Raw genomic sequence first — 19351 nt, forward strand, 5'->3', positions numbered from 1 at the left:
CTTGCTCTTAGTTGTCCACCCACTCACATGACTTTCCCTGCCAATTGATAAAACGATAGATACGTCTGCCATTGCGCTCAATGTACTCTGGTGCCTGATCACCTATGCCATCCAAAGGCACGGTAAACTTTCCTGTTTCATGGGGGAGCACATATTCAGGTAGCGCGATATTGGAAACCCGTCGTTTCAGGTACCTCATGATGCTCTTTGCTTCTTCGATACCGGCCTTGTAGACTTCTGCACCAGGAGAATATGGCATGAAATGGTAAAGATAATAGGGCTTCACGCCGAGGCGATACAACTCAATGAAGAGCTCTCGGAGGGTATCTTTTTGGTCGTTTACGCTCTTGATGAACGGGATGTTCGCAAATATCAGGGGTACGGATTTTTGTAGTTTTCTAATTGCCTCAATGAATTCATCACTCAGCTCCCAAGGGTGGCAGACGTGGACGCCGAATGAGTTGATTTTTTGCTTGGCCAAGATGCTCGCCAGCTGATCGGTTACTCTAAATGGGTTGAATGTAAGTGCCCTGGAATGCAGCCTGATCAATATCTTTTTGTCTATCGATCTGACGGCGCCAAGGTACTGATCCAGCTTGCCGTCTGATAGCATCAATGGGTCGCCACCACTGAAAATCACCTCCTCAATCGAGGGGGTGCTTCGCAGGTAGCTCAATGTCTCCTCGAATGTGCCTTTTCCCGTACTCCCTTTATTTGAGTCCCTTTGCAGAGTTCGCAGTGCCTCGAAGCAAAATTGACAGTAGCAGTGGCATGTGTTGGTTATTCGCAAAATGACGCGATTTTCATATTTGTGCTGGCAAATCGGAGTTTTCATTTCATGCTGTAGCTCCCAGTTTTCCGATTGCCCATCATAGCCACCACTTGCTTCTTCACCCCAGAAAGGCACCACTTGGCGCCACAATGGATTGTCCACAATGCTTAGGGAAGACGGATGTCGCTTTATCAGGTCCAGGTAATACGGGGTGACTTGTAGCTTGCGGTTGGAAAGTCCTTTCTTGATCTCGAAATTCAAATCTTCAGATTGCTGCGCAAGTGCTTCGCTCAGTGAGATTTCATCTCTGAATGCATGCTTCTGCTGCCAGCGCCAATCGGCCCAATGGTCCTGGGCAACGGTAATCCGCTTTCCTACCAGTTCTTTCATACCGACTCCTTTTACTTAAGCTGCTTGATCCTGGCTTGAACGGTGTGACTCAAACGCTCATCGAGCTTCGGAACCAAGACTTGCAGAGTCAGCCAAGCGAGTAACCAGGCGATTTCCTGCGAGAGTCGCGGAAAAATCCTGCGAGAAAGCTGGAATTTCTGAGATGACGACGAGCGTCGTGATGAATGACCTACTCAATCCGGACGTTTCGCCCATCCGGCCAGGACGCTATTGCTAGCGCCTCATTCATCAGCGAGAGCGTCATGACCGATATCCTGACCCGCGAGGACTCCGGTGTCCTCCTTATCGGCTTCAACCGCGAAGCCAAGAAAAACGCCCTGAGCCTGTCCATGTACCAGCGTCTCACCGAGCTGCTGCGCCAAGCCGAGCACGACCCCGCCATCGCTGTGGTGCTGTTTCACGGCAGTCCGCAGGTTTTCAGCGCGGGCAACGATCTGGCCGACTTCATCACCGACCCGCCCACCGCTCCGGACGCGCCGGTGTGGACCTTTCTGCACACCGTGAGTCGTTTCCCCAAACCACTGGTTGCGGCGGTCTGTGGCGCAGCGGTGGGTATCGGCACCACGCTGCTGCTGCACTGTGACCTGGTGCACGCCGGGGACAACGCACGCTTCAGCCTGCCGTTCGTCAATCTGGGGTTGTGTCCGGAAGCCGGCTCCAGCCTGCTGTTGCCGCGTCTGTTCGGCTACCCGCGCGCCGCCAAGGCGCTGCTGCTGGGCGAGCCGTTCGATGCCCAGGCGGCACTGCAGGCAGGGTTGGTCAATCGGGTCGGGGCGCCGGATCAGGTGCTCGACAGCGCACTGGCCCAGGCGCGCAAGCTGGCCAGCAAACCGCTGGCGGCGGTACTGGAAACCAAGCGCCTGTTGAAGAGCACCACGGCGCTGGCAGTGCAGGAACGAATAGACGAAGAGGCGCGGCTGTTCGCAAGCCTGCTGGATAGCGACGCGGCCCGTGAGGCTATCGCCGCCTTCGGCCAGCGCCGCTGAACCATCGGGTCGGTAGCCAGACGGCTATCGGCCCAGCCAGCGCGAGGTGCGCAGCAACAGCGCCAGTGATGCCAGTGTCGGCAGGTTGACCAGCAGCAGGGCATAGCGCAGCGAGTCCTGCCCGGCCAGCGGCAGCAGCAGGTCGCTCAGTACGCCGGCCAGCAGCGGGCCGCTGCCGATACCCAGCAAGGTGCTGACGATGGTCTGCAGCGCCATGGCGGTGCCGCGACGGTTGGCCGGCACCAGTTGCGTCACCAGGTTGTAGGACGGCGCCACCCACCACACGGCAAAGAAGCTGTAGAGCGCGCACCACAGCATCGCCACCGGCACCGGCAGGCTGCCCAGGTGAAACAGCACCGGATTCGGCCATAGCAGGTAGGCGGCGAGGGCCGCGAGGGCGGTGAGGTGGCCGATGATCGGGATGCGCAACTGCCATTGCCCGTCCTGGCGGCTCAGGCGATCGCTCAGCCAGCCGCTGAACAGCCCGCCAAATCCCGCCGCTGTCCCACAAACCACGCCGGCCAGCAGCCCGGCGTGTTGCAACGGGAGATCGTGGGAGCGCACCAGGAAACTGGTGTTCCACATGGCGACGGCATAGGAGCCGAGGGTGGTGAGGCCGCCGGCGAGAATCATCCAGCGGTACGCCGGCAACGCCCACAGGTCACGGGCTTCGCGGGTCAGGCCGGCTGAGGGCGCTGGCGCATGGGGCGTCAGGTCCCAGCGGCCTCGCTGCGGGTCGCGCACCATGAAACCGAGGACTGCGGCGAACGCCAGCGCCGGCAGCCCCAGAGCGACAAAAGCGAAACGCCAGCCGTACTGGTCCACCACCCAGGCCCCGATGCTCAGGCCGATGATCGAGGAAAAGGTCGGTGCCGAGGTGAAGCAACTGATGGCGAAGGAGCGTTTCTGCGGCGGGTACAGATCGGAGATCAGCGACAGCGAGGCCGAAGTGGTCGGCGATTCGCTCACGGCCACCAGCATCCGTGCGATGGCCAGCAGCAGGAAGCTGCCGGCCAGTCCACAGGCCATGGTCGCCAGGGCCCACAACAGACACGAGGCCGCCAACAGGCGCGTGCGCGGCATGCGGTCCACCAGGCGTCCGGCCGGCAGTCCCAGCAGTGCGTAGACCGTCGCGAAGGCCAGCCCGGAAATCAGGCCCATGGCGGTGTCGCCGACGCCGAACTCGGCTTTCACCGGCTCGATCATCACCGCCAGGATCTGCCGGCCGACGAAATTGTCGGCGAACACCACGGCCAGCAGCGCCAGCAGCCCGTGGGCCCGCCAGCCCACCGGTGCGGCGGACAGAGCCGGCACGGCCACGCTCATCGCGGCGCCCAGAGGTCGGGGAGGCCGGGATCGCTGACCACGATCAGGCGCTTGAGCAGCACCTTCAACGCCTGGGCATCGGCAATGCCGAGTTTGCTGGTGAGCTCCTGCTCCACCACCTTGGCCAGCGCCACTTGCTGCAGCGAGGTTTCGCGGCCCTTGGCGGTCAGCACGAAGCGCAGGTCGTCGTCCTCGCCCTCGATGGCCACCAGTTGCTGGCGTTCGAGGAAGCGCATGCCGGCCAGCGTCACCGTATGCCCGGTGTAGCTGACGAAGGTGTTGATCTCATCGAGGTCGAGGTTATCGCGGATGCACAGCACGGCGAGGATGAAGAACGCCTGCTCGTCCAGTTGCTGGTGGCTGAGCATCTGCCGCAGCAGGTTGAGTACCTGGTAATGGCCGCGCCCCAGCAGGTAACCGAGCAGGTCTTCGGTGTAGCTGCACTCCGGCGGCGGCGGGGTGGTGGCCAGGCGCAGTTCGTTGCGCGGCTTGCGCGTGGTCAGGGCGTACTGACCGCTCTGGAAGGCCAGCGGCGCGCGGTCGCTGTGGTCGAAGGCGAGCACTTCGCCGACGAAGATCACATGGTCGCCGCCCTCGTACTGGAACGCGGTGCGGCACTGGAAGCGCGCCGTGCAGTCCTGCAGCAGTGGCGCCTCGCTGATGCCGCGGTCCAGTTCCACCTCGGCGAACTTGTCCTCGCCCTGGGTGGCGAAGCGCCCGGACAGGCGCTCCTGCTCGGTGGACAGGACGTGCACGTTCCAGTGCTTGCCACTGCTGAACACCGGCAGGCTGCGGGCCTGCTTGGACAGGCTCCAGAGCACCAGTGGCGGGTTGAGCGAGACCGAGTTGAAGCTGTTGGCGGTAATGCCCACCGGCGCGCCGTCCTCACCCTGGGTGGTGATGATGGTCACGCCGGTGGTGAAGGTACCGAGCGCCGCACGGAAGGCCTGGGGGTCGAAACTGAGGTGTGGTGTTGCCATGGCTGGCCTCATGGAGTGGTGTTTTCGTGGGGCCAGTATCGAGCGCAGCGGGGCATGGAGCATCGTCTCAACGGACTAACGCTTTTGCTCGATTCTCGTCCGATCGGACGAGGCGCGGCGGGGCTTCTCGGGGCAACGTGGCCCTAGGCGCATCGGGCGCTGCAAAGGCCGATAACAACAACAGGGGACCGCCATGAGTTCAGCCGCACCTTCCGTCCAGACGCTCTCGGGGCTGCTTGCCCGCCAGAAAAGCGCGTTCAATGCCGCCGGCGCCGTCGACGCCGCCACCCGGCGCCAGCGCATCCAGAAGGTGATCGACCTGCTGGTGGCCCACCACGGCGCGCTGGCCGAGGCCATGGACGCCGACTTCGGTGGCCGGCCCGTCGGTTTCTCGCTGATGAACGATGTGCTGGGTGCGCTGGCATCCCTCAAGCACGCCCGCGACCATCTGGAAGGCTGGATGCAGGACGAGCAGCGCGCGCCGTTCCCGCCCTATGACCAGCTCGGCGCCAAGGCCTGGATCATGTACCAGCCCAAGGGCACGGTAGGCATCATCGGCACCTGGAACGCACCGCTGTACACCCTGTTCAGCCCGCTGGCCTCGGTGCTGGCGGCAGGCAACCGGGCGATCCTCAAGCCCTCGGAAGTCACCCCGCGCACAGCAGAACTGGTGGCCCGGCTGTGTGCCGAGTACCTCGATCCGCTGGAGGTCGCGGTAGTCAATGGCGATGCCGAGCTGGCCGAAGCCTTCACCGCCCAGCCGTTCGACCACCTGGTATTCACCGGCAGCACCGCCATTGGCCGGGCAGTAATGACCAACGCGGCGAAAAACCTGGTGCCGGTGACTCTGGAACTGGGTGGCAAGTCGCCGGTGATCGTCTCGACCAGCGCCGACCTGGACAAGGCCGCCTTCAATATCGCCGTGTCCAAGACCACCAATGGCGGGCAGGTGTGCATCAACCCGGATCTGGTCTATGTGCCGCGCAAACTGCTGGACGCGTTCGTCGAAGCGCTGCGCACCGCCTACGCCAGCCTGCATCCCGCCATCCAGGGCAATCCGGACGTGGTGGCCGTAGTCAACCCGCGTCATCTGGCACGGGTCGAGGGCTATATCGACGACGCCCGCCAGCGCGGTGCCCGCGTCGAGTCCTTGCCGCACGAGCTGGCGCCTGACGACAACGATCGCCGCCGCCCGCTGCGTCTGGTGATCGACCCGCCACAGGAAGCCCGGATCATGCACGAGGAAATCTTCGGCCCGGCCATGGTGCTGCTGGGCTACGACGACCTTGGCCAGGTGATCGCCGAGATCAATGCCCGGCCACGTCCACTGGCGCTCTACTACTTCGGCCAGGATACGAGCGAGCAGCGGCGGGTGCTGGAACAGACGATTTCCGGCGGCGTCACCCTGGGCGACGTGATGATGCACGCGGCCATGCACGACGCCCCCTTCGGCGGTGTCGGCGCCTCCGGCATGGGGCACTACCACGGTCGCGAAGGCTTCCTCGAGTTCAGTCACCTGCGCACCGTGTTCAAGGCGCCGGCCCATGATCCGCGGGGCGAGTGGGGTTTGCTGCCGCCCTACGGCGAGCACTTCGTGGCGGCCATGACGGCCATGATCACTTCCGACTGACCCGGGCGAGGACACACCGTGTTCAAGGCAATCACCATTGCCCAGCGCCTGTGGTTGTGGGCGCTGCTGGCGACCGTTCTGTTCGTCGTCGCGGTGGGCTTCGGCGTCTATGGGCTGCAGCAGGCCCGCGACAGCCTGCGGACCATCAACGAAGACAATCTCGCGACCCTGCTGGTCTTCGGCGAAATCCAGCATCGTCTGGACGAGAGCCGCCGGCTGGCACTGCTGGCCGTGCAGCACGACCCGGACGGACCGCTGATGGCGGCGTTCGACCGCTCGGTGGAAGTCACCCTGGGCACCATCGAGGCCAACAACCAGGCGCTGGCGCAGCGTTGGAACGACTATCGCCAGCGCAGCCTGAGCCCCGAGGAACAGCAGGGCGCCGAGGCGTTCGAGCAGCATTACGGCATCTGGGTCGAAGAGCTGGGCGTGCTGCTGGAGTCCCTGCGTGCCGGCGACTTCCGCTTGCCGGGCATCATTTCCTTCCTGCGGGTGGCCGAACCGGCCGGCAGTGCCGCCGGGGTCGAGTTGGGCAAGTTGCAGGCGTTGCAGCAGGCCGCAGCGGAGCGGGAATACGAGGCGGCGCAGGCGCGCTACCAGCGCACCGTGCTGGCCTATCTGCTGCTGGGCGTCGTCGGCGTGCTGGTGGGCAGCGCCACGGCGTTGACCACCCTGAGTCGCTTGCGCCGGGCCTTCAGTCAGGCGGCGGCAAGCATGCAGGCCATTGCCGGTGGCGACCTGTCGCAAGCCATTGATGTTCATGGCAGCGACGAGTTCGCCCTGATGCTGCGGGACATCGCCGCCATGCGTGACAGCCTGCACGGATTGATTTCGCAGATGCGCGAGCTGGTCCAGCGGGTCAGCCGCGAGGCGGCGCGCCTGGCCGAGTCGGCGGAGCTTGCGTCCCGCGCTACCCAGCAGCAGGCGGAGGCGGTAAAGGGTATTTCCAGCGCAGTGGAGCATCTGTCCGGCTCCATCGGCGAAGTCGAGAACCATGTCGGTGTGTCCCGGGACATCACCCAGCATTCGGCAGGACGTTCCGGCAAGAGCGAGGGCTTCATCCGCGACATGGCCCAGGAAATGAACCGCATCAGCGATGTGATCAGCGATACCGCCGTGCACATCCACGAACTGGAAGTGTTCTCCGACGAGATCAGCAGCGTGCTCGGGGTGATCCGCACCATCGCCGAGCAGACCAACCTGCTGGCCCTGAACGCCGCCATCGAAGCGGCCAGGGCAGGGGAGCAGGGCCGCGGTTTCGCCGTGGTCGCCGATGAAGTACGGTTGCTGGCCCAGCGTACCGGCCGCTCCATCGGCGAGATCGACCTTACCGTGCAACGCATCCAGGAAGGTACCCGTGCCGTGGTCGATGGCATGGGCCGCGTGGTGCTGCGGGTGCGTGAAGGTGTCAGCCTGGCCCATGAAGCCGGCGACTCGGTGGCGCAGATCCGCAGCGGCACCGATGATGTCATCCGCAGCGTCGACACCATCGCCACGGTGATCGACGAGCAGGTGCGCGTTACCCGCGAGATGGTGGCACGGGTCGAGAACGTTTCTGCCGGCACCGGCGCGCTGTCGGCCAGCGCCGGGCGCAGCGCGGTGGCGGCGGCGGACCTGGAACAACTGGCGCGGGCGCTGGACCAGTTGTCGGCGCGCTTCACCGTCGCCTGAGCGGTTTCATCGCCGGCCAGCCGGCCGCTTCATCCTTAATTCCAATGACAATAATCAGAAGGCCCATCCACTCCATGACTGCCACCTATCCCCGCCGTACCGTGCTCAAAGCCACCGCTGTCGCCGCCGGCGCCAGCCTGCTGGGCCGTTTTGCCAGTGTCCAGGCCGGCGAGCTGTCCGCCAGCGACTATCAATCACTCGACGCCTGGGCCATGGCCGAGGCGGTGCGCAAGGGTGAACTGACCCCCGAGGCCTTGCTCGACGCCGCCCTGGCCCGCCATGCCCTGGTCAATCCCAAGGTGCAGGCGGTCAACATGTTGCACCAGGAATACGCCCGCACCTTGCTGGCCCAGCGTCGTGCCGCCGGGCACGCGGCCCAGGGCGCACTGGCCGGAGTGCCGCTGCTGCTCAAGGACCTCAATACCTACCTGCAAGGCACCGCCACCAGCAACGGCAGCCGCCTGTTCAAAGATGCACCACCTGCCACGCTCACCAGCACGCTGATTGCCCGCTACGAGCGCGCCGGCGCCGTGCCCTTCGGCAAGACCACCTGCCCGGAATTCGGGCTGACCACCACCACCGAATCCCTGGCCTGGGGCCAGACCCGCAACCCCTGGAACCTCGGCCACAGCGCTGGCGGATCGTCCGGTGGCGCGGCCTCGGCGGTGGCGGCGGGCATCGTGCCGGTGGCCCACGCCACCGACGGCGGCGGCTCGATTCGTATTCCGGCGTCCTACTGCGGCCTGGTCGGGCTCAAGCCCGGCCGCTACCGCACCCCCAGCGGCCCGGCACATTTCGAGGGCTGGTTCGGCGCCAGCGTGGCCAATGTGGTGTCCCGCAGCGTGCGCGACACGGCGCTGTTCCTCGATGCCGGCCATGGCCATGAGCCGGGCAGCGCCTATTGGGCGGCGCCGGTGGAGCGCCCGTATATCGAAGAGTTGCGCCGCGATCCGGGCAAGCTGCGGATCGCCGTGGTGCGTCAGTCGCTGACCGGTGCACCGCTGGATCCGGCCATCGCCGCCACCCTTGAGCACACCCTCAAGCAACTGCTGGGCCTCGGCCATGAACTGGAAGAACTGACCCTCGGCATCGACCCGCGGCAACTGTTCGGCGCCCACGGCACGGTGGTCGGCACCGGTTTGCTCAGTCTGGTCCATGATCGCGAGCAGGCCCTGGGGCGGGCCGCCACTGCCGAGGATCTGGAACAGATCACCCAGGTGGTGCTGGAGCGGGCCAAGGGCACCAATGGCGAAGCCATGTACCGGGCGCGGCAGTCGTTCGAAAGCATCGGTGCGGCGATGGAAAAGCACTTCGAGCGCTTCGACCTGATCCTTTCGCCAGTCACTGCCAGCCTCACGCCTGAACTGGGCGTGCTCAGCCTCGACCAGGGCTGGGACAGCTACGCCCACAAGGCGATGGGCAGCGCCGGCTTCACCGTATTGGCCAACGTCAGCGGGCAACCAGCGATTTCCCTGCCGCTGGGCATGAGCGACAGCGGCTTGCCGGTGGGGATGATGTTCACGGCGAGGCTGGGTGGAGAAGACGGGCTGCTGCGCATTGCCAGCCAACTGGAGCAGGCCATGCCCTGGGCCGGTCGCCGGCCTCGGGTTTAGTACCCGGCCGCGATGCGGCTCCCACAGCAAATATGAGCTGCGCCCCAAGGTCACCACCTAGTCCGCTTTGACGATGATCCTCCGCCTGCCACCCGCTGAAGATGGAACCTGCCGTCGGCGTCAACGCCGCCGGCATTTTCCTGACCTCAGCGAATGGCATAACAACAATGACGGCTCAAGTTCAGTCTCAATCCGCCTACGACGTGATCGTCGTGGGCTCGGGCGCGGGTGCGATGACTTCGGCGGTGTTTCTCGCCGACCACGGCCTGCGGGTGTTGATCGTGGAGAAAAGCGACAAGTACGGCGGCACCTCGGCGATCTCCGGCGGCGGGATCTGGATCCCCAACAACCACTATTTCGCCCGCCAGGGCGGTAACGACAGCCGCGAGCTGGCGCGCACCTACCTGCAGGCCGCTGCGGGCGAGCATGTCGAGCCGGCGCGGCTGGAGGCTTACCTCGACAACGCGCCGAAGATGATCGAGGCGCTGACCCGCAAGAGCCGTGTGCGCTACGCAGTGGCGGCCAAATACCCGGATTACTACCCGCATCTGCCCGGGTCGCTGCCCGGCGGACGTACCCTCGACCCCGAGCTGTTCGACACCAGCCTGCTGGAGGAGGAACTGGACAACCTGCGCAAGCCATCACCCTCGACCCTGCTCATGGGCCGCATCGCCTGGACCGCCCGCCATGCCCACAAGGCCATGGCCCGCAGCTTCGGCTGGCGGTTGCTGATCATGGGCCTGATGCTGCGCTACAAACTCGATTTCAAATGGCGCAGGAAGAGCAAGTACGACCGCCGCGCCGCCCTCGGCAGCTCGCTGGTGGCTGCGCTGCGCCGTTCGCTGATGGATCGCAACGTGCCGCTGTGGCTCAACACCGATTTCCGTGAGCTGCTGATGAAGGACGGCAAGGTCGCCGGCATCGTCGTCGAGCGCAACGGCCAGGAGCAATGCATCGAAGCCCGGCACGGGGTGATCTTCGGCTCCGGCGGTTTCGAACAGAACCAGGCGCTGCGCGAGCAGTACCTGCCCAAGCCGACGCAGATGACCTGGAGCGCCACGCCGCCAGGCAACAACACCGGCGCCGCCTTGCTCGCCGGGATGAAGGAGGGCGCCGCCACCGACCTGATGGACTGGGCCTGGTGGGCCCCGACCATCGCCGTGCCGGGCGAGGAAAAACCCCGGGGCATCTTCGCCGAGCGCGCCTTTCCCGGCGCCATCGTGGTCAACGGCCAGGGCCGGCGCTTCGTCAACGAAGCGGCGCCGTACCTGGAGTTCGTCGACGCCATGCACCGTGACAACGCCCACAGCGGCGGCCGCAGCGTACCGGCCTGGGTGGTTTTCGACGCGCATTTCCGCTTCCACTACGCCATGGGCCCGCTGATGCCGGCCCAGGTCATGCCCGACAGCCGCCTGCGCAAGGAATGGCTCAACAGCCTGTACTGGAAAGCCGACACACTGGCAAGCCTGGCGCAGCAGATCGGCGTCGACGCCGCCGGCCTGGAGAATACCGTGGCCAGGATCAACGACTATGCCCGCACCGGCGTGGACCCCGATTTCGGCCGGGGCGGCAACGTTTTCGACCGCTACTACGGCGACTCCAACATCAAGCCCAACCCGTGCCTCGCGCCGCTGCGCAAGGGGCCGTTCTACGCCATGCGCCTGGATGCCGGCGACATCGGCACCAAGGGCGGCCTGCTGACCAACGAGTACGCCCAGGTGGTGCGCGAGGACGGCACGCCGATCCCGGGCCTGTACGCCATCGGCAACTGCTCCGCCTCGGTGATGGGCACCAGCTACCCCGGCGCCGGCGGCACCCTCGGCCCGGCCATGACCTTCGGCTACGTCGCCGCCAATCACCTGGCCCGGGAGGTGTCATGAACGACAACGTGACCCCGATCCTGCCGCCGCTGCAGGTGGACGATCCGCGCACGCTGAACTGGGATGCCCAATGCGAAGTGCTGGTGCTCGGCTGGGGCGCCGCCGGCGCCTGTGCGGCCTTGCAGGCCCGCGCCGAAGGGGCTGATGTGCTGGTGGCTGACCGGTTTACCGGCGGTGGCGCCAGTGCCAAGAGCGGTGGCGTGGTCTACGCCGGGGGTGGCACCCGTCAGCAGCGCGCCGCCGGCTTCGCCGACAGCCCGGACGCCATGTTCGATTACCTGCGGCATGAAACCCAGGGCGTGATCAGCGACCGCACCCTGCGCCGCTTCTGCGACGACAGCGTGGCCAACCTGGAATGGCTGGAAAGCCATGGCGCGCCTTATTCCCACGAAGTGCCGCCGGGCGGCAAGACCTCGTACCCGCAGGACGGCTACTACCTCTATTACTCCGGCAATGAACTGGTGCCGCTCTACGGCGGCGCCCATCCACCGGCGCCCCGTGGCCACCGCACCGCGGGCAAGGGCCAGTGTGGTGCGGTGCTCTATGCCCACCTGCAAGCAGCCTGCCTCAAGGCCGGCGTGCGGCCGCTGCTGCAGGCGGCGGCCAAACGCCTGGTTCAGGATGCCAGCGGCCGGGTGATCGGCGCCGAACTCTGGCGCCTGCCTCCAGGCAGCCAGCAGGCCGCGCTGCATGCGAAATGGATCACCCGCGCCGAGCACCTGCAGAACTTCGCGCCGGGCTACTGCGACACGCTGCGTCGGCGTGCCAGCCAATTGGAGCGGGACTTTGCCCGTCCGGTGCTGGTCCATGCCAGCAAAGCGGTGATCCTCAGCACCGGAGGCTTCATCTTCAACCGCGAGCTGATCAAGCAGCATGCGCCGAAATTCCGCCGCAACTTCAAGGTCGGTGCCACCGGCTGCGACGGCAGCGGCCTGCGTCTCGGCCAGAGCGTGGGGGCTGCCAGCGACCGGCTGGAACGGGTGTCGGCCTGGCGCTTCATCAATCCGCCTTACAGTTGGCACAAGGGCATCGTGGTCAACGCCGAAGGCCGGCGCTTCTGCAACGAGGAAGTCTATGGCGCCACCCTTGGCCAGCCGTTGATGGAGGAGCAGGGCGGTCGTGCCTGGCTGGTGCTGGACGCGCCGTTGCGGCGCAAGGCGATCCGCGAGGCGCTGTTCGGCGGTTACTGGTGGTTCCAGAGCGTGCCGGCCTTGGCGCTGATGCTGCTCAAGGTACGCAAGGGCAAGACCCTCGACGAGCTGGCGAACGTGACCGGAATGAAGGCGACGGCACTGCGCGAGTCAATCGAGGCCAACAACGCCGCGGCCCGTGGCGAGGCGGGCGACCCCTTCGGCAAGTCCCGGGGCGGGCGCCAGGTACTGGAGCAGGGGCCGTTCCAGGCCTGCGATATTTCCGTCGGCAACCCGATCTTCCCCCTTGGCGCGCTGACCCTTGGCGGCCTGCGGGTCGATGAGGACAACGGCGCGGTGCTGAACGAAACGGCACAGGCGATTCCCGGCCTGTACGCCGCCGGACGCGCCGCCGTGGGCATTCCCTCGCACCTCTACATCAGTGGTCTGTCGCTGGCCGACTGCGTCTTCTCAGGTCGTCGAGCCGGTAAGGCTGCGGCCCTTGAAGCGCTCACTCAACCTTGCCCGGCCACGGAGGCCACCTCATGACTGAACTGCAACGCGCACCCGGCCGGGTGCAAGACAAGATCGCCCTGGTCACCGGCGGCGCCAAGGGCATCGGTCGGGCCAGCGCGCGCCTGCTGGCACGGGAAGGCGCCACGGTGGTGATCGCCGATATCGACGTCGAAGCGGGCGAAGCCCTGGCGGCAGAAATCGGGTCCGGGGCGCTGTTCGTACGCCATGATGCCGCCAGTGAAATCGGCTGGCAGGTACTCATGGGGCTGATCGGTGAGCGCTTCGGACGGCTGGATGTGCTGGTCAACAATGCCGGCATCCTGATTCCCGGCACCGTCGAAGAAACCTCGCTGGACGACTGGCACACGCTGATGCGCATCAATGCCGACAGCGTGTTCCTCGGTTGCCGCGAAGCCATCGGCCTGATGAAGGCGAGTGGCGGTTCGATCATCAACCTGTCGTCCATCGCCGCCCTGGCCGGGCGTGATGACTACCTGGCCTACAGCGCCTCGAAAGGTGCGGTGGCAGCGCTGACCCGCTCGGTGGCCGTCTTCTGCCGGCGGCGCAAGTACCGGATCCGCTGCAACAGCCTGCACCCGGACGGTGTGCTTACCGACATGACCAGCGGCGGCTTCCCGCCGGGCCTCGATCCTGAGCGTCTGACCATCGACAGTGATCCGATGAACCGCATGTGTCGGCCGGAGGATGTCGCGGCGAGTGTGCTGTTCCTTGCCAGTGACGAAGCCAGGGCGGTGAATGGGGTGGAGCTGCGGGTGGACAGTGGGCAGATGGTGATGAGTATCTGAGGCTTCAGGGCAGGTCGACAGGTCTGCAGCGTCCTTGATATCGAGCGCCGCCTTTGCGGCGCATCGCCGGCCACGCCGGCTCCCACAGGGGTTGTGTGCAGCACCAACCTGTGGGAGCTGGCCTTGCCAGCGATGCGCCCTCGGCTAGCACTCGCTCACCTCAACACCCCAAAAACCGCGCCGGGCGTTTCTCGATAAACGCCTCCATCCCTTCCTTCTGATCCCGCGACGCGAACAACAGCGCATTGGCCTTGCGCTCCAGCGCCAGCCCCGTTTCCAGCGGCGCATCCATCCCCGCCAGGATCACTTCCTTGATCTGCTCCGCCGCCAACGCCGGCATCGCGGCGATGACCTGCGCCAGTTCCAGCGCCTTGGCCTGTACCTGGTCATCGTCCACCAGGTCGCTGACCAGGCCCGCCACCCAGGCTTCCTCGGCCGTGACGGGTTGCCCGGTCAGGGCCATGCGCATGGCCTTGGCCTTGCCCACCGCCCGTACCAGGCGCTGGGTGCCGCCGATGCCGGGCATGATGCCGATGCGGATCTCCGGCTGGCAGAACTTCGCCCCGCGCCCGGCGACGATCAGGTCGGCATGCATTGCCAGTTCGCAACCGCCGCCATAGGCATAGCCGCACACCGCCGCGATCACCGGCTTGGGGCAGTGCTGGATCGGCGCCCAGACCCGCTCGGTATGGCGCTGCACGATGTCGATCGGCCCGACCCCGGCCATGCTGGTGATGTCGCCGCCGGCGGCGAACACCTTGTCGCCTCCGGTCAGGACGATGCAACGCACCTCGGGATCGGTCGCCAGCTCGGTGAAGTGGCGGGACAGCAGCGCCTGCAATTCCAGGCTCAGGGCATTGGTCGCCTGGGGCCGGTTCAGGCGCAGCAGGGCGACGCCGGGTGCCGGGAATTCGAGCAATACGCAGGGTTGATCGGTAGCGGACATAAGCCTTCTCGCGCGCGTCAGGGAATGGGAATTGCCCGGCAGTGTCGGGCCCGGACCCTAGCGATTCATCGTCCGTTCAGACGAAGTTTGCCCAGCCCTTTGTCCCTAGAGTGGACCTTGTCAGTAGAACAAGGAGCCTGAAATGGGCCAGCAACGCGGTCTCGACTACAGCGGCAAGGTGGTACTGGTCACCGGCGGCACCAAGGGCATCGGCGCGGGTATCGCCCAAGGCTTTCTGGAGGCCGGTGCGCAGGTCATCGTCTGCGCCCGCAACGCTCCGGAACAGCTGCCGGCCAGCGCCGGTCGCGAGGCGCTGTTCTTCCCGGTGGACGTGCGCGACGGCGAGTCGCTGCAAGGGCTGTTCGACAGCATCCAGCGCGACTTCGGCCGCCTCGATGTGCTGGTCAACAACGCCGGTGGCGCGCCCGCCGCAGAGGCCGCCACCGCCTCGCCGCGTTTTCACGAGAGCATCATCCGCCTCAACCTGATCGCCCCGCTCAACGTCGCCCAGCAGGCCAACCGGCTGATGCAGGCGCAGGAGGAGGGCGGCTGCATCGTCTTTATCGGCAGTGTCGCCGCCCAGCGTCCGTCCCCCGGCACCGCCGCCTACGGCGCGGCCAAGGCCGGGGTGGTGGCACTGGTCACTTCGCTGGCGGTGGAGTGGGCACCGAAAGTCCGGGTGGTCACCGTCAGCCCCGGCTTGGTGCTGACCGACCAGGCCCACCTGCATTACGGCGACGAGGCCGGTATCGCTGCGGTCGGCGCGGGCATCCCCGCCGGACGCATGGCTGCGGCCGAGGATATCGCCAACGCCTGCCTGTACATCGCCTCGCCGCTGGCCAGCTACGCCAGCGGCTGCAACCTGCTGCTGCACGGCGGCGGCGAGCGCCCGGCCTTCCTTGGCGCGGCGCAGACAACGCCCACCTGATCGACCCTATGGCGGCGCCATCGGTGGCCGCCCTCACTTCGCAGGAGACGACTGTGGCTGATCCACAATTGCTGTCCAACGTGCGCGCCCTGGTGGGGCGCCAATACGGCCGGGTGTATGCCTGGGACGAGGTCAACGCGCCGATGATCCGCCAGTGGTGCGAGATCATGGGCCTGGACAACCCGCTCTACACCGACCCGACCGCCGCGTTGCAAGGCCCCCACGACGGTATCGTCGCGCCGCCGGCCATGCTTCAGGTCTGGACCATGGAAGGGCTGCACGCCAACAACTACCCGCCGGGCTCCACCGACGAGAACCCCTACGAGGTCCTCAGGCTGTTCGAGGAACACGGCTACGCCTCGGTGGTGGCGGTGAACTCGGAGCTGACCTTCCAGCGTCCGGTGCACCTGGGCGAGCGCCTGTACTACACCACCCGCCTGGATGCGGTGGGCGACGAAAAGACCACCGCCCTGGGCACCGGTTTCTTCGTCACCCTGGTGATGAGCCACTTCGTCGAGAAGCCCGAGGGTGACGAGCCGGTGGGCGAGCTGCTGTTCCGGGTGTTCAAGTTCCGCCCGGCCAACCCGCAGCCCGCCGGCAAGCCGGCCGAAGTGCCGGCCAAACCCAAGCGGCCACTGCCGGGCATGAGCGACGACACGCGGTTCTTCTGGGAGGGCTGCGCCGAAGGCAAGTTGCTGATCCAGCGCTGCAGCGCCTGTTCGACCCTGCGACATCCGCCGGCGCCGGTGTGCATCCAGTGCCACAGCTTCGATTGGGATACCGTGCAGGCCAGCGGCCGCGGCAGCCTGTATTCCTTCGTGGTCATGCATTACCCGGAAGTCCCGCCGTTCGATCACCCCAACCCCATCGGCCTGATCGAGCTGGAGGAGGGCGTGCGCCTGATCGCCGGCCTGACCGGCGTGCAGCGCGACGACATCAGCATCGGCCAGCGTCTGCAGGTGGAATTCCAGACCTTCGACGAACAGCAGACCCTGCCGCTGTTCCGTCCCGTCGCCGAGCCGGAGTAAGCGCCCATGGATTTCGAATTGAGCGAAGACCAGCGCGCCATCGCCCAGATGGCCGACAGCCTGTTCGTCGACAGCTGTGACGATGACACCCTGCGCAAGTGGGATGGCAGCGGCGAACCGTTGATGGCGGCGCTGTGGAACCTGTGCCGGGAAACCGGCCTGCACGCCCTGGCGATTCCCGAAAGTGCCGGCGGCAGCGGCCTGGGCATGACCGAACTGATGCTGGTGCTGCAGGCCCAGGGCCGCGGCCTTGGCCAGGTGCCGTTGTGGCGTCACCAGTTGGCGGCTGCGACCCTGGCGACGTTCGGCGCTGAAGAATACGCCCATTGGATCGAGCGGGCGGCCAGTGGCGAAAGCCTGCTGAGCCTGTCGCTGGAGGGCGTCAACGCCGCCTGCGGTATCGAACTGGACGCCACCCCCGATGGCGCGCAATGGCGGGTGAGCGGGCGGATCGCCGCCGTGCCGCTGGCGGCCCAGTCCGCTGCCGCTGTGGTGCCGGTGCTGTTGCACGGCCAGCCACGCCTGATGCTGCTGGACCTGCAATCGCCTTGCGTACGGCTCGTTCCGGCGGTGATGACCCACGGCGAAGCGGTTGCCGATGTGCAAGTGGAAGGCCTGGGTGTCAGCCACCTGCTGCCAGTCAACGCGCTCGACTGGCTGGAGCCTCGCGCCATCGCCGCCCTGGGGGCGCTGCAACTGGGGGTCAGTGAAGAGCAGATTCGCCGCACCGTCGCCTACGTCAGCGAACGCCAACAGTTCGAACGGCGTATCGGCAGCTTCCAGGCCGTGCAGATGAGCATGGCCGACACCTACATCGCCCTCGAAGCCCTGCGCAGCAGCCTCTGGCAGCTCTGCTACCGCCTCGATGCCGGCCTTGCCGCCCCGTCCGAGGCTCAGGCCACGGCCTGGCTGGCCTGCGAGGCCGGGCATCGCATCGGCCACACCGCGCAGCATGTGCACGGCGGCATCGGTGTCGACCTGACGTACCCGATCCACCGTTTTCTCTACTGGAGCCGCGCCCTGGGGATCGCCCTCGGTGGCTCGGCAGCTTGCCTGGAACGGCTCGGCGAATGGCTGAGCGATAACGACACGCTGGGATGGAAATATGACCTTGAAGAACACCAAGCGCTTTGAAGACGTGCGTCCCGGCGAGCCACTGCCGGAACTGGCGGTGCCGATCACGGTGCCGCTGATCGCCGGTGGCGCCATCGCCACCCGCGACTACTTCCCCGGCCATCACGACAAGGACGCCGCCCGCGAACTGGGCTCGCCCCACGTGTTCATGAACATCCTCACCACCAATGGCCTGGTGCAACGCTTCGTCGAGGGCTGGGCCGGCCCGCTGGCGCAGTTCGCCTCGCTGAAGATCAAGCTCGGGGTGCCCAACTACCCCGGTGACTGCATGACCTTCAGCGGCAGTGTGACCCGCCTCGATCCCGAAACCCGCACGGTCGAAGTGACCCTTGGCGGCAAGAACTCAATGGGCAACCACGTGACCGGCACGGTCGTGCTGGTCCTGCCCTGACAGCCGGAGACCCTGTCATGACGCAATCGCTATCCGGGCGCGCCGCCATCGTTGGTCTGGGCGCGACCGAGTTTTCCAAGAATTCCGGGCGCACCGAACTGCGCCTGGCCATGGAAGCCACCCTGGCCGCACTGCAAGACGCCGGCATCGACCCGTCGGAAGTGGAGGGTTTCAGTTCCTACTCGGTGGACAAGGTGCCGGAGTACGAGATCGCCCGGTTGCTGGGCTGCAAGGACGTCAAGTTCTTCTCCCAGGTGCCCCACGGCGGCGGCGCTGCCTGTGCGCCGATCATGCACGCGGCGATGGCTGTGGCCACGGGCGTGGCCAAGGTGGTGGTGGTCTACCGGGCGATGAACGAGCGCTCCTGGTACCGCTTCGGCAGCGGCAGCTACGGCTTTGCCTCGACGCCGATCTTCGAGAACGTCAACTACGGCTGGTACATGCCCCACGGCTTCCATACCCCGGCCGCCTGGGTCGGCATGTTCGCCCAGCGCTACATGCACACCTACGGGGCCACTTCCGAAGACTTCGGCCGGGTCGCCGTGGCGGTGAGGGATTTTGCCGCCACCAACCCCAACGCCTTCTTCCATGGCAAGCCCATCACCCTGGAAGAACACCAGGCCTCGCGCTGGATCTGCGAGCCGCTGCACCTGCTGGACTGCTGCCAGGAGTCCGACGGCGCGGTGGCGATGGTCATCACCTCCGCCGAGCGCGCCCGTGACCTGCGGCAGAAGCCGGTGACGATCAAGGCCGGCTCCCAGGGCATCAGCAGCGGGCAGCAGATCATGACCTCGTTCTACCGCGACGACATCACCGGCCTGCCGGAAATGGGCGTGGTTGCCCGCGAGCTGTATCGCCAGGCGGACCTCGGCCCGGACGGCATCCAGACGGCGGTGATCTACGACCACTTCACCCCGTTCGTGCTGCCGCAACTGGAAGAATTCGGCTTCGCCCCGCGCGGCGAGGCCAAGGAGTTCATCCGCGCCGGCCACCATGCCCGGGGCGGCAAGCTGCCGATCAACACCCACGGCGGCCAGTTGGGCGAAGCCTACATCCACGGCATGAACGGCGTTGCCGAAGCGGTGCGCCAGGTGCGTGGCACGGCGGTGAACCAGGTGGCGAACGTGGAAAACGTGCTGGTCACCGCCGGGACCGGCGTACCCACCAGCGGCCTGATTCTTGGCGCGGCCTGAGGAGCGCAGC

16 protein-coding genes are annotated in these 19351 nt (G+C 66.1%); 12 read left to right on the forward strand and 4 right to left on the reverse strand.

What is annotated here, in order from left to right:
* Positions 1 to 7: 7 nt before the first annotated feature.
* Positions 8 to 1162 carry a KamA family radical SAM protein gene (locus AC05QJ_RS17530; RefSeq protein ID WP_476742559.1) on the reverse strand — a complete coding sequence of 385 codons (1155 nt, stop codon included), beginning with the start codon at positions 1160 to 1162 and terminating at the stop codon, positions 8 to 10.
* A 263-nt stretch (positions 1163 to 1425) separates the two neighbouring features.
* Between AC05QJ_RS17530 and AC05QJ_RS17535 the strand changes: the two genes are divergently transcribed.
* Positions 1426 to 2169, forward strand: coding sequence for an enoyl-CoA hydratase (locus tag AC05QJ_RS17535; RefSeq protein ID WP_476742560.1), 744 nt, complete (start codon positions 1426 to 1428; stop codon positions 2167 to 2169).
* Between the two features lie 24 nt (positions 2170 to 2193).
* Here the strand turns inward: AC05QJ_RS17535 and AC05QJ_RS17540 are convergent, their stop codons facing one another.
* Entirely contained in the window at positions 2194 to 3474 is a 1281-nt protein-coding gene (locus tag AC05QJ_RS17540) for a spinster family MFS transporter (RefSeq protein WP_476747957.1), read from the reverse strand.
* A 17-nt stretch (positions 3475 to 3491) separates the two neighbouring features.
* On the reverse strand, positions 3492 to 4475 hold the full coding sequence (locus AC05QJ_RS17545) for a flavin reductase (protein ID WP_476742561.1): 984 nt from the start codon (positions 4473 to 4475) through the stop codon (positions 3492 to 3494).
* A 193-nt stretch (positions 4476 to 4668) separates the two neighbouring features.
* Between AC05QJ_RS17545 and AC05QJ_RS17550 the strand changes: the two genes are divergently transcribed.
* The 6 genes from AC05QJ_RS17550 to AC05QJ_RS17575 all read left to right on the forward strand — a co-directional run bounded on the left by AC05QJ_RS17550 (position 4669) and on the right by AC05QJ_RS17575 (position 13721).
* Positions 4669 to 6105, forward strand: a complete 1437-nt coding sequence (locus tag AC05QJ_RS17550; protein ID WP_476742562.1) for a coniferyl aldehyde dehydrogenase — start codon at positions 4669 to 4671, stop codon at positions 6103 to 6105.
* Between the two features lie 18 nt (positions 6106 to 6123).
* On the forward strand, positions 6124 to 7776 hold the full coding sequence (locus AC05QJ_RS17555) for a methyl-accepting chemotaxis protein (protein WP_476742563.1): 1653 nt from the start codon (positions 6124 to 6126) through the stop codon (positions 7774 to 7776).
* A gap of 74 nt (positions 7777 to 7850) precedes the next feature.
* Positions 7851 to 9389 carry an amidase gene (locus tag AC05QJ_RS17560; RefSeq protein ID WP_476742564.1) on the forward strand — a complete coding sequence of 513 codons (1539 nt, stop codon included), beginning with the start codon at positions 7851 to 7853 and terminating at the stop codon, positions 9387 to 9389.
* A gap of 167 nt (positions 9390 to 9556) precedes the next feature.
* Positions 9557 to 11269 (forward strand): FAD-dependent oxidoreductase, encoded by a 1713-nt coding sequence (locus tag AC05QJ_RS17565; RefSeq protein WP_476742565.1) that lies wholly within the window; start codon positions 9557 to 9559, stop codon positions 11267 to 11269.
* On the forward strand, positions 11266 to 12948 hold the full coding sequence (locus AC05QJ_RS17570) for an FAD-binding protein (protein ID WP_476742566.1): 1683 nt from the start codon (positions 11266 to 11268) through the stop codon (positions 12946 to 12948). The genes AC05QJ_RS17565 and AC05QJ_RS17570 overlap by 4 nt, the downstream gene beginning before the upstream one ends.
* Positions 12945 to 13721 (forward strand): SDR family oxidoreductase, encoded by a 777-nt coding sequence (locus tag AC05QJ_RS17575; RefSeq protein ID WP_476742567.1) that lies wholly within the window; start codon positions 12945 to 12947, stop codon positions 13719 to 13721. Before AC05QJ_RS17570 ends, AC05QJ_RS17575 begins: the two co-directional genes overlap by 4 nt.
* Positions 13722 to 13881: 160 nt before the next feature.
* On the opposite strand, the gene AC05QJ_RS17580 is transcribed toward AC05QJ_RS17575, so the two are convergent.
* Positions 13882 to 14667, reverse strand: coding sequence for an enoyl-CoA hydratase (locus AC05QJ_RS17580; RefSeq protein WP_476742568.1), 786 nt, complete (start codon positions 14665 to 14667; stop codon positions 13882 to 13884).
* 142 nt (positions 14668 to 14809) lie between these two features.
* Between AC05QJ_RS17580 and AC05QJ_RS17585 the strand changes: the two genes are divergently transcribed.
* From AC05QJ_RS17585 to AC05QJ_RS17605, 5 genes are read left to right on the forward strand one after another with little or no spacing between them, the layout of a single operon-like run.
* Complete coding sequence (locus AC05QJ_RS17585) at positions 14810 to 15595, forward strand: SDR family oxidoreductase (protein WP_476742569.1); 786 nt, start codon at positions 14810 to 14812, stop codon at positions 15593 to 15595.
* Between the two features lie 53 nt (positions 15596 to 15648).
* Positions 15649 to 16623, forward strand: coding sequence for a bifunctional MaoC family dehydratase N-terminal/OB-fold nucleic acid binding domain-containing protein (locus AC05QJ_RS17590; protein ID WP_476742570.1), 975 nt, complete (start codon positions 15649 to 15651; stop codon positions 16621 to 16623).
* A gap of 6 nt (positions 16624 to 16629) precedes the next feature.
* Positions 16630 to 17757, forward strand: a complete 1128-nt coding sequence (locus tag AC05QJ_RS17595; protein ID WP_476742571.1) for an acyl-CoA dehydrogenase family protein — start codon at positions 16630 to 16632, stop codon at positions 17755 to 17757.
* Complete coding sequence (locus tag AC05QJ_RS17600) at positions 17729 to 18148, forward strand: MaoC family dehydratase (RefSeq protein ID WP_476742572.1); 420 nt, start codon at positions 17729 to 17731, stop codon at positions 18146 to 18148. Before AC05QJ_RS17595 ends, AC05QJ_RS17600 begins: the two co-directional genes overlap by 29 nt.
* A gap of 17 nt (positions 18149 to 18165) precedes the next feature.
* Complete coding sequence (locus AC05QJ_RS17605; RefSeq protein ID WP_476742573.1) at positions 18166 to 19341, forward strand: lipid-transfer protein; 1176 nt, start codon at positions 18166 to 18168, stop codon at positions 19339 to 19341.
* Positions 19342 to 19351 lie beyond the last annotated feature (10 nt).

The sequence above is a fragment of the Pseudomonas sp. TUM25319 genome, assembly GCF_056388475.1.

Coding starts and splice junctions, on each gene's coding strand:
- AC05QJ_RS17565 (WP_476742565.1), top strand. CDS start 9,557: ATGACGGCTCAAGTTCAGTCTCAATCCGCCTACGACGTGATCGTCGTG.
- AC05QJ_RS17560 (WP_476742564.1), top strand. CDS start 7,851: ATGACTGCCACCTATCCCCGCCGTACCGTGCTCAAAGCCACCGCTGTC.
- AC05QJ_RS17530 (WP_476742559.1), bottom strand. CDS start 1,162: ATGAAAGAACTGGTAGGAAAGCGGATTACCGTTGCCCAGGACCATTGG.
- AC05QJ_RS17550 (WP_476742562.1), top strand. CDS start 4,669: ATGAGTTCAGCCGCACCTTCCGTCCAGACGCTCTCGGGGCTGCTTGCC.
- AC05QJ_RS17580 (WP_476742568.1), bottom strand. CDS start 14,667: ATGTCCGCTACCGATCAACCCTGCGTATTGCTCGAATTCCCGGCACCC.
- AC05QJ_RS17570 (WP_476742566.1), top strand. CDS start 11,266: ATGAACGACAACGTGACCCCGATCCTGCCGCCGCTGCAGGTGGACGAT.
- AC05QJ_RS17600 (WP_476742572.1), top strand. CDS start 17,729: ATGACCTTGAAGAACACCAAGCGCTTTGAAGACGTGCGTCCCGGCGAG.
- AC05QJ_RS17575 (WP_476742567.1), top strand. CDS start 12,945: ATGACTGAACTGCAACGCGCACCCGGCCGGGTGCAAGACAAGATCGCC.
- AC05QJ_RS17595 (WP_476742571.1), top strand. CDS start 16,630: ATGGATTTCGAATTGAGCGAAGACCAGCGCGCCATCGCCCAGATGGCC.
- AC05QJ_RS17535 (WP_476742560.1), top strand. CDS start 1,426: ATGACCGATATCCTGACCCGCGAGGACTCCGGTGTCCTCCTTATCGGC.
- AC05QJ_RS17545 (WP_476742561.1), bottom strand. CDS start 4,475: ATGGCAACACCACACCTCAGTTTCGACCCCCAGGCCTTCCGTGCGGCG.
- AC05QJ_RS17605 (WP_476742573.1), top strand. CDS start 18,166: ATGACGCAATCGCTATCCGGGCGCGCCGCCATCGTTGGTCTGGGCGCG.
- AC05QJ_RS17585 (WP_476742569.1), top strand. CDS start 14,810: ATGGGCCAGCAACGCGGTCTCGACTACAGCGGCAAGGTGGTACTGGTC.